11 protein-coding genes are annotated in these 15,345 nt (G+C 70.3%); 8 read left to right on the top strand and 3 right to left on the bottom strand.

What is annotated here, in order from left to right; genetic code table 11:
• Window positions 1-194: 194 nt before the first annotated feature.
• Window positions 195-1,826, top strand: coding sequence for a CehA/McbA family metallohydrolase (locus ACFVTC_RS20105; protein WP_390128738.1), 1,632 nt, complete (start codon window positions 195-197; stop codon window positions 1,824-1,826).
• Window positions 1,827-1,942: 116 nt separating this feature from the next.
• Here the strand turns inward: ACFVTC_RS20105 and ACFVTC_RS20100 are convergent, their stop codons facing one another.
• Complete coding sequence (locus tag ACFVTC_RS20100) at window positions 1,943-3,097, bottom strand: DUF3103 family protein (protein ID WP_390128736.1); 1,155 nt, start codon at window positions 3,095-3,097, stop codon at window positions 1,943-1,945.
• 387 nt (window positions 3,098-3,484) lie between these two features.
• Here ACFVTC_RS20100 and ACFVTC_RS20095 point away from each other — a divergent pair, with 387 nt between their 5' ends.
• The 4 genes from ACFVTC_RS20095 (at window position 3,485) to ACFVTC_RS20080 (ending at window position 8,169) form a co-directional block, all read left to right on the top strand.
• Window positions 3,485-5,404 (top strand): glycoside hydrolase family 5 protein, encoded by a 1,920-nt coding sequence (locus ACFVTC_RS20095; protein WP_390128734.1) that lies wholly within the window; start codon window positions 3,485-3,487, stop codon window positions 5,402-5,404.
• Between the two features lie 141 nt (window positions 5,405-5,545).
• Window positions 5,546-6,100: a YciI family protein gene (locus ACFVTC_RS20090; RefSeq protein WP_390128885.1), complete on the top strand. Its 555-nt coding sequence runs from the start codon at window positions 5,546-5,548 to the stop codon at window positions 6,098-6,100.
• Window positions 6,101-6,453: 353 nt separating this feature from the next.
• Entirely contained in the window at window positions 6,454-7,014 is a 561-nt protein-coding gene (locus ACFVTC_RS20085) for a hypothetical protein (protein ID WP_390128732.1), read from the top strand.
• A gap of 366 nt (window positions 7,015-7,380) precedes the next feature.
• Entirely contained in the window at window positions 7,381-8,169 is a 789-nt protein-coding gene (locus ACFVTC_RS20080; RefSeq protein ID WP_390128731.1) for a hypothetical protein, read from the top strand.
• A gap of 244 nt (window positions 8,170-8,413) precedes the next feature.
• Here ACFVTC_RS20080 and ACFVTC_RS20075 read toward each other — a convergent pair whose 3' ends face one another.
• Entirely contained in the window at window positions 8,414-9,085 is a 672-nt protein-coding gene (locus ACFVTC_RS20075) for a hypothetical protein (RefSeq protein ID WP_390128730.1), read from the bottom strand.
• Window positions 9,086-9,257: 172 nt separating this feature from the next.
• On the opposite strand from ACFVTC_RS20075, the gene ACFVTC_RS20070 reads away from it, so the two are divergent.
• From ACFVTC_RS20070 to ACFVTC_RS20060, 3 genes are all read left to right on the top strand, one after another.
• The gene (locus ACFVTC_RS20070; RefSeq protein ID WP_390128728.1) at window positions 9,258-10,466 is read left to right on the top strand and encodes a HupE/UreJ family protein; all 1,209 of its coding nucleotides are present in this window, start codon (window positions 9,258-9,260) and stop codon (window positions 10,464-10,466) included.
• Window positions 10,467-10,593: 127 nt separating this feature from the next.
• Window positions 10,594-12,573: a fibronectin type III domain-containing protein gene (locus ACFVTC_RS20065; protein ID WP_390128726.1), complete on the top strand. Its 1,980-nt coding sequence runs from the start codon at window positions 10,594-10,596 to the stop codon at window positions 12,571-12,573.
• A gap of 74 nt (window positions 12,574-12,647) precedes the next feature.
• Window positions 12,648-13,727 (top strand): WxL protein peptidoglycan domain-containing protein, encoded by a 1,080-nt coding sequence (locus tag ACFVTC_RS20060; RefSeq protein WP_390128724.1) that lies wholly within the window; start codon window positions 12,648-12,650, stop codon window positions 13,725-13,727.
• Between the two features lie 108 nt (window positions 13,728-13,835).
• Here the strand turns inward: ACFVTC_RS20060 and ACFVTC_RS20055 are convergent, their stop codons facing one another.
• On the bottom strand, window positions 13,836-15,065 hold the full coding sequence (locus tag ACFVTC_RS20055; RefSeq protein WP_390128723.1) for a glycoside hydrolase family 3 N-terminal domain-containing protein: 1,230 nt from the start codon (window positions 15,063-15,065) through the stop codon (window positions 13,836-13,838).
• Between the last annotated feature and the right edge of the window lie 280 nt (window positions 15,066-15,345).

Here is a 15,345-nt window from a genome sequence, read left to right as displayed (position 1 = left end):
ATACGTCGGACGTCCGTCGTACCCGTCCCCGGGTACTGGTCCCGCCATTGGTCCTGACCTGCGGCAACGCGGAGCAGTACGCCACGGGCAGTTGCCGACCGGGCCATACGGGACTCATGTGTCGTTCACCGAGGCGTATGAGAGTCCAGGACATCCCATGTACCCACCACGAAGACATTGCTGAGGACACATACATGTGCCTTGACGGACACTGCGAAAGCCACGCGGACATCTTCGAGCCCGAGGCGGGAGGTGACGGCGAGGCGAACGGCTCGCTGGGCCGTCGCCGGCTGCTGGCCGCTGGTGTCGCGGGCGCCGCGGCCATCACCCTCGCCCCGGTCTCGTTCGCGCAGGCGGCCGACGGCACGACCGCGGGCGCGCCGCCGAAGACCGGTGAGGAGACCCGTGTCATCACCGGGCTGCTGCCCACCGGTGTCGCCGACTTCGTGTACCTCCCGGTCGAGGTTCCGCGCGGCGTGCAGAAGATCGCCGTGTCGTACTCCTACGACAAGCCGGCCGTTCCGTCCGGCACGCCCGGCAACTCCTGCGACATCGGCGTCTTCGACGAGCGCGGCATCGAGCTGGGCGGCCGTGGCTTCCGCGGTTGGTCCGGCGGCTTCCGCACCTCGTTCGAGATCAGCAACAGCGAGGCCACCCCTGGCTATCTGCCCGGCCCCGTCGGCCGCGGCACCTGGCACATCGTCCTCGGCCCGTACCAGGTCGCGCCCCAGGGCCTGAACTACCGGGTGCAGGTGACCCTGACCTACGGCGAGCCCGGCCCGGCCGCCGTCAGGAACTTCCCGCCGCGGCGTGCCAAGGGCCGTGGCCGCGCCTGGTACCGGGGCGACTGCCACCTGCACACCGTGCACTCCGACGGAAAGCGCCAGCCCGCCGAGGTGGCCACCGGCGCGCGCGCCGCGGGGCTCGACTTCATGGTCTCCACCGACCACAACACCTCGTCCTCGCACGGTGTCTGGGGCCAGTACGCCGACTCCGAGCTGCTCATCATCACCGGTGAGGAGGTCACCACCCGCAACGGCCACTGGCTGGCGCTCGGTCTGGAGCCCGGCGAGTGGATCGACTGGCGCTACCGCAACCGCGACGACGCGTTCCCGCGCTTCGCCCGCCAGGTGCGCCGCAGCGGCGGCATCGTGGTGCCCGCGCACATGTACTGCGCGTACGTCGCGAGCCAGTGGAAGTTCGGCTTCGAGGACACGGACGCCACCGAGGTGTGGACCGGCCCGTGGACGTACGACGACGAGCACGCCATCAGCACCTGGGACCAGAAGATCGGTGAGGCGGTCCGCAGCGGTGGACGCTGGGTCCCCGCGATGGGCAACAGCGACGCGCACAGCGAGCCGCAGGTCATCGGCATGCCGCACAACGTCGTCCTCGCCGACGACCTGGCCACCGACGCGATCATGGACGGCATCCGCGCCGGCCGCAGCTACATCGCGGAGACCTCCGCCGTCCAGCTGACCTTCACCGTCTCGGGTGACGCCAGGCAGGCCGGCATCGGCGAGACCCTCAAGGCATCCGCCGACGCGCCCGTGGACGTCCGTCTCGACGTGAAGGGCGTGCCCAACGGCACGGTCCGTTTCATCACCGACGAGGGTCAGATGCACCAGGAGTCGGTGGGCGCCTCCGGCGAGGGCACCGTCGTCTGGCGGACGACCACATCGCTCGCCGCGTACGTCCGCGCCGAGGTCCGCCACCCCATGGCGGACGGCACGCCCGGCCAGGGCAACACCATGGGCGCCGCGCTCATGTTCGGTCCGATGGCCGCCCTGACCAACCCCATCTTCCTGAAGAAGAAGGGTCGTTGATCCTGGCCGCGGTCCGCCGGCCGGTCACCGCGCGGTGAGGGACGGCGTATCGCGGCCGAGCCGTGCCCGGGGGGTCCCCGGGCACGGCTCCTTTGGTTCGTGTGGTTCGTGCCGGGTCAGAACTGCTGCACGAAGTACGGCTCCACGGTCATCCAGCCGTTGCCGCGCGCGCCGTAGCGGGTGCCGTTGTCACTCTGGGCGAGGGTGTACCAGGAGTCGACGTAGTCGGGGTCGTCGGTCCACCAGTCGTTCGGAATGGCGTCCAGCACCGCGTTCACCAGGGGGACGTAGGTGCCCTGGTCCGTGATGGTCAGCAAGGCGGTGGCGATGGCCTTGGCGAGGTCGCGGTAGTTGGTGCTGCCGTCCTCCTCCATCATCACGGCGTCGGCCAGGTCGTACTTGTAGTTGGACCAGTTGACGAGGATCTGGTTGGGCCGGTAGACGGTGCCGTCGTTGTCGAGGTACGGCATGTCCACGGGGTCGACCCGCACCTGGCCGTCCTGTCCGAAGCCGGTGACGAGCGTGTAGATCTCGGCGTCGCCCTTCACCCAGGGTTCCTCGTCGTCCGAGAGCTCCACCGCGGTGATGCGGCTGGTCCAGAAGCCCGCGCCGGCCGCCCGCGCCCGCTTGGTCCCGTCCGCCCGCGATGCCGCGGTCGGGGTGGCGGAGTTGAGGCCGTACCGACGGAACTGCTCGTCGAGGACGCCGAGGCCGGCGGCCAGTGCCTTGGAGCCGTCGATGTCGACGACGTACACGGGGTGGGAAGGGGTGTGGCGGGCGTCGAGGGTGTGCGCCCGGCCGTGGCTGTCGTAGGCGACGACGGTGGTGGTGGCGTCGTCGGAGGTGGCCGGGGCGACCCACGGCGCCGTGCCGGAGGTCAGGGCGCCGCGCATGCTGTCGGACCCTAGGCGCAGCCGGAGCAGCGGGCCGACCTTCGTGTCCAGGCCCTTGGCGGTGGCGATCCGGCGGTCGGCCGCGGCCAGCGTGGCCTTCAGGCCACCGCCCGCCCGCCCCGCGAGGGTGGTGACGGGTACCTCGTCGGAGGTGAGGGCGGCGTGCTGGACGCGGGCGCGCCAGGCGGAGTCGGCGAGGGAGCGGGCGATCGCGCGGGCGGCCTGGTCCTGTGTCGCGTCGACCGAGGCCGCGGTGGTGGGAGCGGGGGCGGCCGCGGTCGCCTGCAGGGCGCCGGCGGTCTGGCCGGCGGACAGGACGAGCAGGGATCCCACGAGGGCGGCGACGGTGCCGCGCCGACGGGATTGACGGGGTCTCACTGGGGCGATCCTCCAGGTAGCGGGGGACGGATGGTCGCTGTCAGCGGAGCTGGTGGTACTGGCGAAGCAGGTGAAGCGGGAGAAATGGGGAGAAGCGGGTATCTATGCGAGTAGATACCCGCGGGTAATGATGGCGTGTGCATGCCTAACCAGGCAAGGGGTGTGCGGCTCTCCGTCACATGAACAACCGGCAGACCCGGGTGCGCCGTTCCCGCTAGGCTCGGCCCCGCGCCCGCGATCAGCGGGAAGGTCAAGTCCCCTCGCCGCGACCGGCGTTCGGGCCGTCGCCTCGATCCAGGAGGGCGTCGCCGGACCCCGTACCTCCGAGGTGACATCCGGCGCGCACACCCCACCGTCCGTGCACCGACCCCCACTCGCGGAGGCCCCGTGACAACCCGCAGACTTGGCAAGTACCTGACATTGACCGCCGCGGCCCTCCTGCTGCTGGCCACCGCGCCCGGGGCCGTCGCCGCCACCGCGGAACCGGCGGGCGAACCGGCGGTCCCCGCCGTCGCCCACGCGGCCGCCACATGGCAACCGCCGCTGTCCACCCGCGGGCGCTACATCGTCGACGCCGCGGGAAACCGCTTCCGGCTCAAGTCGGCCAACTGGGACGGCGCTCAGGGCTCCTGGACCGGCAGCGGCAGCACCGCCGACCCGGCCGACCACCACGCAGGCCAGAACTCCTACGGCATCCCGCTCGGCCTGGACCGTGTCCCCCTGCCCCAGCTTCTCGGCGACTTCCACCGGCTCGGCATCAACAGCATCCGGCTGCCGTTCTCCAACGAGATGATCCATGGGACGACGCCCGTGCCGGACGCCGCCGTCACGGCCAACCCGCAACTGCGCGGCAGGACACCGCTCCAGGTCTACGACGCCGTCGTCGCCGCCCTCACCGGGGACGGCTTCGCGGTCATCCTCAACAACCACACCAACACCTCCCGTTGGTGCTGCGGTATCGACGGCAACGAACGGTGGAACAGCGGCCAGTCCACGCAGAGTTGGGCGGACGACTGGGTCTTCATGGCCCGCCGTTACGCCGGGGACCCCGGTGTGGTGGGCGCCGACCTCTACAACGAGGTACGCCGTGACGTGCTGGACGACCCCAACTGGGGCCAGGGCGACGCCCATGACTGGTACGCGGCGGCGCAACTCGCCGCGGACCGCATCCTGACCGAGGCCGATCCCGACCTGCTCATCGTCATCGAGGGGATCAACTGGACCGGCCTGCCGGTCGACGGACTGCCGCACGACCGCCCCACCCTCGCCCCGGCGCGCACGCTCTCGCACACCCTCGTCGCCGCCCACAAACTGGTGTACTCCGCCCACTTCTACGGATACACCGGCCCCCACCACAGTGGTGCCACCGGGATCGGCGAGACCCATGACGCCCGCTACCAGGACCTCACCCGCGACCAGCTGTACCAGACCCTCGACGACGAGGCCCTCTTCGTCGCGGAGCAGGGGGGCCGGCACTTCACCGCGCCCGTCTGGGTCAGCGAGTTCGGCATCGGTGCGGGTGAGACCGGCGCCGCCGCCCGGACGTGGTTCGGCAACATCACCGACTACTTCGCCGACCACGACACCGACTTCGCCTACTGGCCGCTCGTCGGGTGGGAGGGGCACGACGACTGGTCCCTGCTGCGCTACGACACCGCGGGCAACCGGTACGGCATCCTCGACCAGGCCGACTGGCGCGGCACCGCGTGGAACCGGCTCATGACGTCCCCGTCGCGCACCGGACCCGTCGCCACGGTCCCCGGCTGGCACATGCTCGCCACCGACCACGGCGACCACGTGCAGTCGCTGCGGGTGCGCGCCGGCGGCGACTGGAACCCGGGCGCCTACAAGGCCGCCTGCCCGGACGGTCAGCGGCTGACCGGGCTCGGCCACAGCGGCGGTCGCGGACTGTGCACCGACGTCACCACCGGCGACCTGCGCGCCGCGGGCAACACCCAGACGGTCGTCACCGACGAGCGCTACGTTCCCGCCGGCGGCGACTGGGCCTCCGGATACACCAAGTTCCAGTGCCCCGAGGGGAACTTCCTCATCGGCTACAGCCGTCGCGGCGGCCGGACCTCGGCGGACCTGTGCGTCCCTGCCCGCGTCCCGTTGGGGGGCGCCGGGCGAACGGTGTGGTTCGACCGGTCCGACAACCGGCCCGCCGACGCCGCCGGAGGTGACTTCGCCTACGGCGACTACAAGGGCCAGTGCGCCGACGACGAGTACGCCGCCGGGATCGCCTTCACCACCCGGCTGGGCGCCAACCCGGGCCCCGCGGCCCTCCTGTGCCGCAAACTGGGCTGACCCACCCGCCTGTGCCGCACCGGCGCACCTGTGCGTTCCTCGTCGTCCGACGCCCGCACAGGTGCGCCCCGGGCACCTCCTCCCGTCGGCGTCGCCGAATCCCGTTGAGATGCGGCCCTGAAGCAGGGAGAGTCCGTGGGCATGGAGTTCCTCTGCTACCACCAGGACCGGCCCGGCTCCCTCGGGTTGCGTGACGAGCTGCTGGAAGAGCACTGGTCCTACATGGACCGCTACGCGAAGGAGATGATCGCCCGCGGCCCGACCTTCGTCGCCGCCGACGACGACACACCCACGGGCAGTGTGCACATCGTCGATCTGCCGGACCCCGCCGCCGCCCGTGCGTTCGCCTTCGACGAGCCCGGCTACCAGGCCGGTGTGTACCGGGACGTGCTGCTGCGCCGGTGGCGCAACACGCTGGGCCGCACCATGTGGGACTTTCCCGGTGGCCGTACCGGTGGTAACAGGTACCTGGTGCTCGGCCTCGGCACGGGGCGGGCCGTCGATCTCGCCGTGCCGCCCGGCCGGGAGGACCTGATCGCGTACGGGCCGCTGCTGTCCGACGACGGCGCCGGCCGGCTGGGCACGGCGGCGCTGGTCCGGGCAACGGACCCGGACGCGGCACGCGCCGTACTGACGGTGGACCGGTACGCCTCCGTCGAGGTGCATGACTGGCGGTTCGGCGGGCGGCCGTCATGAGCGGTGCGCCGCACCGCACCGGCGGTCTTGGGTAGCCCGGTCGGGTGAAGGCCGGTCGTGGCGGCCGGTACGCCGCCCGGCCCGCGGCACGGGTCCCGCCGTGGCGGCCGACTGCGTGGTCCCGTCGGCCCACCCCTCCCGTGAAGCGTCAAGTACCCACGATGGAAGGGGTGTTGGGCGCTCATCAGGCGCGTTCTGGGCGTCGACGGGCCGGGGTCCGTGCGCCCGTGCGTCCATTCGGGTGTCTGTCGACGAACTCCCGCGTGTCCGATATTGCAGATAAAGGGATTATCGGTACGTTCACTCACAGATCGGCCGGTGCGGCCGACGTCTCAGAGATAGGGAAAAGCGACATGACCACGCGCAACATTGCGGTGACTGCCACCGTTGCGGCCGCTGCGGCCCTCGTCGCCACGGGCGTCACCTACGCCTCGGCCTCCGCGGCTCCTGAGGCCGCTCCCGCCGTTCAGCAGGTTGCCCCCATGGGTGGCGACAGCGGCCAGTCGAAGGGTAACGAAGGAGGAGGTGGGGGCGACCGCGGTGGCCGTCGCCACTACGAGGGTCACATCGACTTCAACGAGCGTACGTACTCCGCTCGCTCCTGGGGTTGCATCACCGTGGTCAGCGGTCTTGGTTCGCGTAGCTTCAACGTGCGCAACGACAGCCACAAGACCGTCGAGGTCTTCCGTGGTGCCACCTGTGACAACGGTTCGCCGCTTGCCACGGTCGGCCCGTGGAGCACCAGCAACGGTGTCGTGCCCTTCCGCGTCCACGGTGGCGTGAAGGTCAGGGACGGCGTCGTGGGCAGCTTCCGTGTCGTCGAGGACCACCACGGTGGCGGCTACGGCGGCGGCGACCGCGGTGGCGACGGCGGCGGCTTCGGCGGCGACTTCGGCGGTGGCGGTCGCGACTAGTCCTCACGGGCAACGTCCGCACCATATGGAGACTCCGGCCCGCTGCAATCGGGCCGGAGTCTCCGGCATGTGGTGGGTGTTCCAGGGGCGTCCCTGGCGTGGAGCCCTGTATCCGTGGGAAGCCCTGCGCCCGGTAAAACCTGTTACGCCATACTAAGTGTTCTTCGGCCGTTCCGCGTGTCGCTGCGCCCGGACCCGGGCATCCCGACTCCTCGGCCTGCCGTCGCCGGCCTCGCCCACACCTCATTCGCGGCACGGAATCGCCACATAGGATGATTGTTTAGCAGACCATATGCGCGTCGAAGTCCCGGGTCGGGATCTGGTGCTATCACTGTCGATGCATTGTCCATCAATCGTGAGAGTGCTATGAAACTACTGTCCAAGGTATTCAGACAGCCGAAGAACTCGGCTGACGAAGTGATGCTGCGGCTCCTCGAGGAAAGCGCCGAGGACGCGGGTTACTGGGCCGGCCGCATGCCGAGGGAAGCCGCCAGGCTGGTACGGAAGGTCCGGATCTACACCCTTGCCTCGGCCGGGCTCAGCCTCACCGCGGGACTGCTCGTCTGGCCCGCGATCGCCGAATCCTCGCAGTTCGGCGCCCAGGTGGTCGTCTCCGCGCTGTCGGGCTTCGCCGCACTCGTGATCGTCGCCCCTCACGCCAGCGGGCTGAGCGATCGCGCCGACGAAGCCATCAAACTGTGCAGTGCCTACAGCGCCGTCTACGGCGACCTTCTGGCGGCGAAAAGCCGCCTCGATTCGGGATCCACGGCCGACTTCTCGCACGCGGCGGAAATCTTCCGCCGGTTCCAGCACATTCAGGAGCGCAAGGACGCCCTCGCACTCCCGGCCGGGAACGGCCGTATGGCCGGTACGATCGCCCGGGTCAAGGGGAACGGCCGACCGGCACGGATCATCACCGGCACGGCGCGCAAGGCCGAACCGCCGTCGACGCCGTATGTCCTGGAGAGCGGCTCGGCGTCGGACCGGGAGGAAAGGATGATTCCCGCCGCGCTCGCGCACCCGTCGTCGAGCCGGCACCCGGCAGGTCGGGAACTGCCCGATCCCAACCCCCCGACGCCCGACCCCGACATCCCCGCCCCGCACCAGATCCGGAGCCGCGGGGCGGCACTGGTGGCGAGCCTGCACCGACGATGACGCGTGGCGCGAGCACCCCGTCCACCGCGACAGGGGTGGAGGCGTGAGGGGCGGCGGCCGGCACCGGACCGGCGCACCTGGCCTTCCCCGCCGTACGCGAGCAGTGGCCGCACCGACCGTAGGACCGAGTGGGGAACCGCTCGTAAGGGCCCCCGTTCAGGCGACGGGGGCCCTGGTCGTGGGGCCACCCCGTACCCCCTCCGCCGGGAGCCGGCGCCGCCGGGGCAGGCTCAGGACCGGGCCGCTACACCTGGTCGAGCCAGAGCACGATCCCCGTCAGGTCGTGGAGCACGGCCGCCACACCGGCCCTGACGGCGGCCGCGCAGCGCCGGTCCGTGAACGAACGCGCGTCGTAGGTCGACGACATGCCGAGGCCCTCGCCCCGGAAGGACGCGCCGGACCAGTCGACGGCCGTCACGTTCCCGGTGGGCTCGGCCAACTCGGCGCCCACGACGAGGAACTGCTGCGCGAGATGGTTCGGGGTGACCATCGCGAGGGGGTCGATCAGATCGTTGCCCGCGCTGATGACGAGGTCCGGCCGCATGTCGAGGGCCTTGGTGACACTCGGGACGAGAGCGGAGGGGTCCGAGGCGGTGATGGTGCGCAGCGAGACGTGTTCGGCCTCGGCCCAGGACTCGACCGCGGTGACGAGCGTCCTGGTGGGGCGGTCGTGACCGGAAGTGAGCAGCACGACCCGGTAGTCCTTCGGCGGGTGCACGCCGTTCCAGGAGCCGGGCCGTGGCGTGGTCGTCGCCTCGGGCTGGGGCCGTCGGGCGGGGTCGACGAATCCGGCACCCAGGGCACCTATGGCGGTGGGCCTGGGGTGCGGACCTGACCAGTCGTCGCCGGCACCGCATCCGGTGACCAGCGCGGCGGCCGCGGCCAGTGCGGCCAGGGCGCTGAGCGGGGGGCGCAAGGTGATCGTCCTTCGGGTGGTGGTGGGTGGAACGCCCCCATCCTGCTATCCCGGGGCGAGGGTTCCGGCCTCGGAAGCCCCGATCGCATGGTTGTTCTTGTGGGGTTCGCCGACGTGGCGGCGCGAGTTCACCGATGGCATGGACGGTGCACGGGAAACCTGAAGGAGCACCATGTCACGACTGTTCCGCCGCGCCCTCCTCGCCCTTGCCGCAGCGGTGATCACCCTCCTGTGCGTGGGCGGCCCGGCCGTCGCGCACGGATTCAGCTCGACCGTGTACGTCCATGTCACCGAAGGGGACGGCGGCCGCCTGCGGACGGCGGTGGACGTCGAGTACGACCTCTTCGTCGTGTCCGCCGCCGACTCCGAGCACGACGACCCGCTGTTCCGTTCCGGCACCGCCGCGTTCGACGCGGGAGACGCCGCCGAGCAGGCCGCGGCCCTGCGCGCTCACCCACGCTCGGCCGTGAAGTACGTGACGGACCGGTTCTCGGTCACCTCGGGAGGGACGGCCTGCCGTGCCACACGCACGGGTGACTTCACGATCGGCCGTCATGAGGGCGTGCCGTACGCGGGGCTGGTGCTGGACTGGTCCTGCCCGGCGGAGAGTGCCGACCACGTCGTACGCAGCACGCTGTTCCCCGACGGGGAGCGCTACGTCCGTGACGCCAAGACGATCGTGACCTACGAGGTCGGCGGCCGTTCGGGGAGCGCGGCGCTCGACGGGGAGCATCCCTCGTTCTCGATCGGGCAGTCGTGGTACGAGCGGTTCTGGGAGTTCTTCCGCCTGGGCGCGGAGCACCTGTTGACCGGCATCGACCACATCCTCTTCCTGCTGGCGCTGATCGCCGGTTCGCGGCGCCCCCGTGAAGTCGTCCTCGCCGCCACGAGTTTCACGCTGGCGCACTCGGTGACGTTCCTGCTCGCCGCCCTCGGTGTGGTGGACGTGCCCCCGGCGGTGGTGGAGCCGGTCATCGCCCTGTCCATCGCGGTGGTCGCGGGCTGGTACCTGTGGCGGGTGTGGCGGCGTGGTGACGCGGCGGCCGACCTCGCGGCAACGGGGGAAGGTCACTTCGGTCTGGACCGCGCGGGCTGGACCCGGCTGGGTGTCGTGTTCTGCTTCGGTCTTGTGCACGGGCTGGGATTCGCGGGTGCCCTGGGCATCCACGACGCGTGGTCGTGGACCCTCCTGTGGTCGCTGCTGGTGTTCAACGTCGGTATCGAGGCAGTGCAGTTGGCCATCATCGGCCTGGTCTTCCCGTTGCTGATCCTGATCCGCCGCCAGGCACCGAGGACCGGTGTCTGGACCACCGGGACGATCTCCGCGGGCGTCGCGGCGATGGGTCTGCTGTGGTTCGTGCAGCGCGTGTCCACGGTGTGAGACCAGCCCAGACATCCTGCGCTGTTCAGTCAACCCGGACGTCGCATTTAACTTTTCTTTACCCTGGGCCGCGAACTTGGCGATCTCCACACCATGCACATCTCCCGTGCACAGAAGGAAAACAGCAATGAGATCGAACCATTCCGCGCGGGCTTCCGAGCCCACGCAGCGCCGTATGGCCCGGGGGGCCGCGGCGGCGTTCCTGGGCCTGACCGTGGCCCTCGGCTCCGGCCTGGCGGCATCCCCGGCCTCGGCCGCCGGCACCGACGCGGTCACCGGCATCGTCCTGGGCGTCGGCGCCAACGAGTCGCAGCGCACGGTCACCTGGTACACCTCCGCCGACACCGCGCAGAAGGTCCAGATGGTCCCGACCGCGCAGCTCGCCGGCGGCGACTTCCCGGCAGACGCGGCGGCCTTCGACGCGACCGGCGCGGCGAACATCGCGACGAGCGGCGGCTTCAACCGTCACGCGACGATCACCGGCCTCAAGGAGAACACCGCCTACTCCTACCGGGTCGGCACCGAGGGCAACTGGTCCTCGGTGTACTCCTTCAAGACGCAGGACTTCGAAGGCAACTACGACTTCCTGTTCTACGGAGACCCCCAGATCGGCTCGTCCGGCGACCTCGCCAAGGACCAGGCCGGCTGGCAGGACACCCTGGACGTCTCGCTGGCCGCCAACCCGAACGCCGAACTCCTGGTGTCCGGCGGCGACCAGGTCGAGACCGCGAACACCGAGTCCAACTGGAACTCGTTCCTCGCTCCCGACAAGCTGCGCCAGTACCCGTGGGCCGCCACCATCGGCAACCACGACGTCGGCGGCAAGGCGTACGAGCAGCACTTCACCACGCCGAACACCGACCGCTCGGGCTCGTACTACTCCAACGGCAACCCGGCGTCGAACACCTCGGGCGGTGACTACTGGTACATCTACAAGGATGTGCTGTTCATCGACCTCAACAGCAACAGCTACAACCCGGCCACCGGGGGCGGCGGCGACGCGGCGCACATCAACTACGTCTCCGACGTCATCAACAAGCACGGCTCCGAGGCCAAGTGGAAGGTGCTCGTCTACCACCACTCGATCTACTCGCCGGCGTCCCACGCCAAGGACGGCGACAACAAGACGCGTCGTACGGACTTCCCGACCACCTTCTCGAAGCTCGGCGTCGACCTGGTGCTCCAGGGTCACGACCACAGCTACTCCCGCAGCTACCTGATCAAGAACGGTGAGAAGGCGAACCCGGCCGAGCAGCCCGGTGCCGCCGACGTGTACCCCGGCCCCGGTGGCGTCCTCTATGTGACGGCCAACTCCGCCTCGGGCTCGAAGTACTACGACATCACCGCTCCGGACAACAGCGGTACCAGCGGCGCGGGCAACGGCGCCGACCCGCTCAACCCGAAGAGCTACTGGTACAACTCGGTCCAGAACCAGGAGCACGTCCGCTCCTACGTCAAGGTCCAGGTGCGCAACGACAAGCTCGTCGTCGAGAACCTGCGCAGCGGTACGTGCGCGGCCCCGAACTCCGAGGTCGAGCACGGTCTGTCGTGCAGCAACACCACCGCCGACCAGCCGGTCGGTTCGGCGGTCGACAAGGTCACCGTGCACCCGTTCCACGGCGACAAGCAGGACCTCCAGGTCAACGTGCCCAACCCGGCCCCGGGTGAGTTCGGCTGGACGATCGACGGCTACAACGGTCTGGTCGACCTCGGCACCGCCAAGGAGCAGGACGGCGACCACTTCACGGCGACCGGCAAGATCAACCCGCTGCTCGTCTCCGACAGCCGCCGTTCGCTCGCGCCCTGGTCCATCTCGGCCAACGTGGGCGACTTCCGGGACGCCGACAAGACGTTCTCGGGTGCGAACCTCGGATGGACGCCGTTCGTCCTCGACGGCGGCGCGGGCGCCAAGGCCGGTGACCCGGTGGCCTCCGGCTACGACGACCACGGTCAGGGCCTGGCCCTCTCGCGGGCGCTCGGATCGGCCGAGCAGGGCCACCCGCGCGGCGAGGCCCGCCTCGGCGCCGACCTGGATCTGAAGATCCCGGACAGCGTCGAGAAGGGCGGCTACCGCGCCACCCTCACGATCACCGCGCTCAGCAGCTGATCCGACCCGTTCCACCGGGCGGGGTGGGCACCTTGCGGGTGTCCGCCCCGCCCCCCTCCCAGGAGATCCCCGACATGCACCCGCCCGTATCGCGCCGTACGACCACGGTCACGGCACTCGTCCGCGTCGTCACCCTGACCCTGCTCACGGCCTGCGCACTCGTCGGCCTGCGGGCCGTCCCCGCCGCGGCGGCCGACGGCGACGTCACCTGGACGGTCAGGACGGCCGCGAACGGGTACGGCGACGACCGCTCCAGTTTCAGCTACGGGGTCAACCCCGGTGGCCGGATCAAGGACGCCATGGTCGTCGCCAACCACGGCAAGACGCCGCTCACCCTCGCGGTCTACGCCGCCGACGGGTTCACCACGGACACCGGTCAACTCGACCTGGTCACCAAGGACAAGAAGTCGGTCGCCGTCGGCAGCTGGGTCCACGCCGACCACGCCACGGTGGTGGTCCGTCCCGGCAAGTCCGTCGAGGTACCGTTCCAGATCGCCGTGCCCGGCAACGCCTCTCCCGGTGACTACGTGGGCGGCGTCCTCACCTCACTGCGGCAGTCCGACGACGCGCAGGGCATCAACGTGGACCGGCGCCTCGGCATCCGGGTCAAGCTCCGGGTCAGCGGTGAACTGAAGCCGCGTCTCGCCGTCGAGGACCTCGGCGTGGACTACACCGGGACGGCCAACCCCTTCGGCACCGGCGACGCCACCGTCACGTACACGATCCACAACACCGGCAATGCCATTCTGTCGGCCCGTCAGACCGTCTTCACCACGGGTCCCTTCGGATGGTGGCGGACGGACGCGGGCACCGTCCCCGCGCCTCCGGAGCTGCTGCCCGGTGAGCACTGGAAGGTCAAGGTGCCCGTGCACGGCGTGGCACCCGGCGTCCGGCTGACGGCGACCGTGAACCTTGTCCCGCTGCTCACCGACGCCTCGGGTTCCACCACGTCGCTCAAGCCGGTCCTGGCCACGGCGGACACCTGGACCGTCCCCTGGTCGCTGCTGCTGCTCGTCGTGCTGCTGGCCGCCGCGGCGGTCGGTGCCTTCCTCGTCGTGCGCCGCGGCCGGGCCCGGCGCAGGCGCCGCGAGGACGCGCGCGTCCGTGACGCCGTCGCGCAGGCACTCAACTCGAAGAAGCAAGAGGTCGGGTGAACGCAGCCGGATCGGTTCCCACCGCGTCAGCGGTGGGAACCGACCCGGCTGCGAACCTCATCCGTCGGGCTGATCGCGCGACTCGGGGCAGCCGCTCCGATCGGGCGATCAACTGCAGGTCAGCAGACCCACCTTCTGCTTGGCGGCCAGGACGCGATGGACACTCTGGTCCATCTGGGTGCGGAAGGCCGAGTTCTGCGCCATCCGCGCCGTCACGGCCTTGGTCATGGCCGGGACCTGGTTCGGTTCGCCGGCCAGCACCAGGTCTCCGCCGGCGGAGAGGAAGTTCAGGGCCCGGTCGGCCGGGGGTACGGACTTCACCGCCACCGCGTTCCCGAGGTCGTCCGAGATGACCACACCCTTGAAGCCCATCGTCTTGCGCAACAGCCCCTGGATCACCGTGGAGGAGAACGCCGCCCGGTGCTTCGAGTCGATCTTGCTGTACGTGGCCGAGGAGATCATGACGAACGGCGCGCCCGCCTTGATCCCCGAGCTGAACGGCGTGAGGCTCGAACTCTTGGTCGTGGTCACCGTGTCCACCACGTTGGCCGTGGTGTCGGTGTTGCCGCGCACGTTGCCGAGTCCCGGGAAGTGCTTCAGCGTGGCCAGCACGTTGGACTGGGCGAAACCCGCGGCGAACGCGTTGGTGTGAGGCGTCACGGCAGCGGCCGTGTGGCCGTACTCGCGGTCGTACCGGCCGATCGGCGCGTTGTTCCTGCCCAGGCTCAGCGGCACGACGTCGGCGACGGGCGCGAGGTTCAGGTTCACACCGGCCGCCTTGAGCTGCTTCGCCCATGTGGCGGCCTGGGCGCGAAGCTTCGAGGTCGACCAGCTTCCCTGCACCAGCCCGCTCGGCATGGTGGAGAACCCGGGGCCGGACAGAACCTGTACCTGGCCGCCCTCCTGGTCCGTGGACACCAGCAGGCCCACACGATGCTTCGACACCGTGTCGGCCTTCGCCTGCAGGCTGTCGACCAGGGACTTGGTCGCCTTCGTGCCGGCCTTGCTGCGTCCGGCCAGGAAGACCGATCCGACGTGGTACTGCCGCAGGACCTGGATCCGCGCCTGATCCGGTTTGGAGGCGGTGACGCTGCCCATGAACAACTGGCCGACGCGTTGCGGCCCGGTCATCGCCGAGTAGACCTTGTCGACGCAGCTCGCGGCCGCCGCCTCGGGTGAGCGCGACGCGGCCGAGGAATGCGAAGGGTACGTCACACCCAGGCTCGCTGTCGCCAGAGACAGGGCCAGCAGGGGGACAGGCCACAGGGCCTTCCTGCGCCTCGGGCCGCGGGACGGCGCTCGCCGTGATCCATGCGTCGGCGCCTGCTGCGATGTCATGCGGAGCCCCTTCCGGTACGCCGGACCGCGGACACGGGCGCGCCATTGCTCGGCCGTCGACGGCGGTCACGCGGCCGGCACAACTGAACCAGCACCACCAAACGTACAACGATCCGATCGCGTTCGCCTCTGCGGTGGTGTACTGGGCGGCTGAGGTGCGGGGACGCCGTGAGGGGCGCGGTGGCCCGGCGACCGGTATTGGGATGATTTGACCAACTCGACCCCGGGCAAGCGGAATCGGGTCCGCGCTCGAAGCGTGGGCGGCCGTGGCGCCGTGATG

It is taken from the genome of Streptomyces sp. NPDC057950, assembly GCF_042887295.1.
Taxonomy (GTDB): domain Bacteria; phylum Actinomycetota; class Actinomycetes; order Streptomycetales; family Streptomycetaceae; genus Streptomyces; species Streptomyces kaempferi.
This window is presented reverse-complemented; position numbering and strand designations above follow the sequence as displayed.

What these genes read in the sequence shown, in the direction of transcription:
- ACFVTC_RS20105 (WP_390128738.1), top strand. Translation starts at nt 195, where the DNA reads ATGTGCCTTGACGGACACTGCGAAAGCCACGCGGACATCTTCGAGCCC.
- ACFVTC_RS20090 (WP_390128885.1), top strand. Translation starts at nt 5,546, where the DNA reads ATGGAGTTCCTCTGCTACCACCAGGACCGGCCCGGCTCCCTCGGGTTG.
- ACFVTC_RS20085 (WP_390128732.1), top strand. Translation starts at nt 6,454, where the DNA reads ATGACCACGCGCAACATTGCGGTGACTGCCACCGTTGCGGCCGCTGCG.
- ACFVTC_RS20080 (WP_390128731.1), top strand. Translation starts at nt 7,381, where the DNA reads ATGAAACTACTGTCCAAGGTATTCAGACAGCCGAAGAACTCGGCTGAC.
- ACFVTC_RS20070 (WP_390128728.1), top strand. Translation starts at nt 9,258, where the DNA reads ATGTCACGACTGTTCCGCCGCGCCCTCCTCGCCCTTGCCGCAGCGGTG.
- ACFVTC_RS20065 (WP_390128726.1), top strand. Translation starts at nt 10,594, where the DNA reads ATGAGATCGAACCATTCCGCGCGGGCTTCCGAGCCCACGCAGCGCCGT.
- ACFVTC_RS20060 (WP_390128724.1), top strand. Translation starts at nt 12,648, where the DNA reads ATGCACCCGCCCGTATCGCGCCGTACGACCACGGTCACGGCACTCGTC.
- ACFVTC_RS20055 (WP_390128723.1), bottom strand. Translation starts at nt 15,065, where the DNA reads ATGACATCGCAGCAGGCGCCGACGCATGGATCACGGCGAGCGCCGTCC.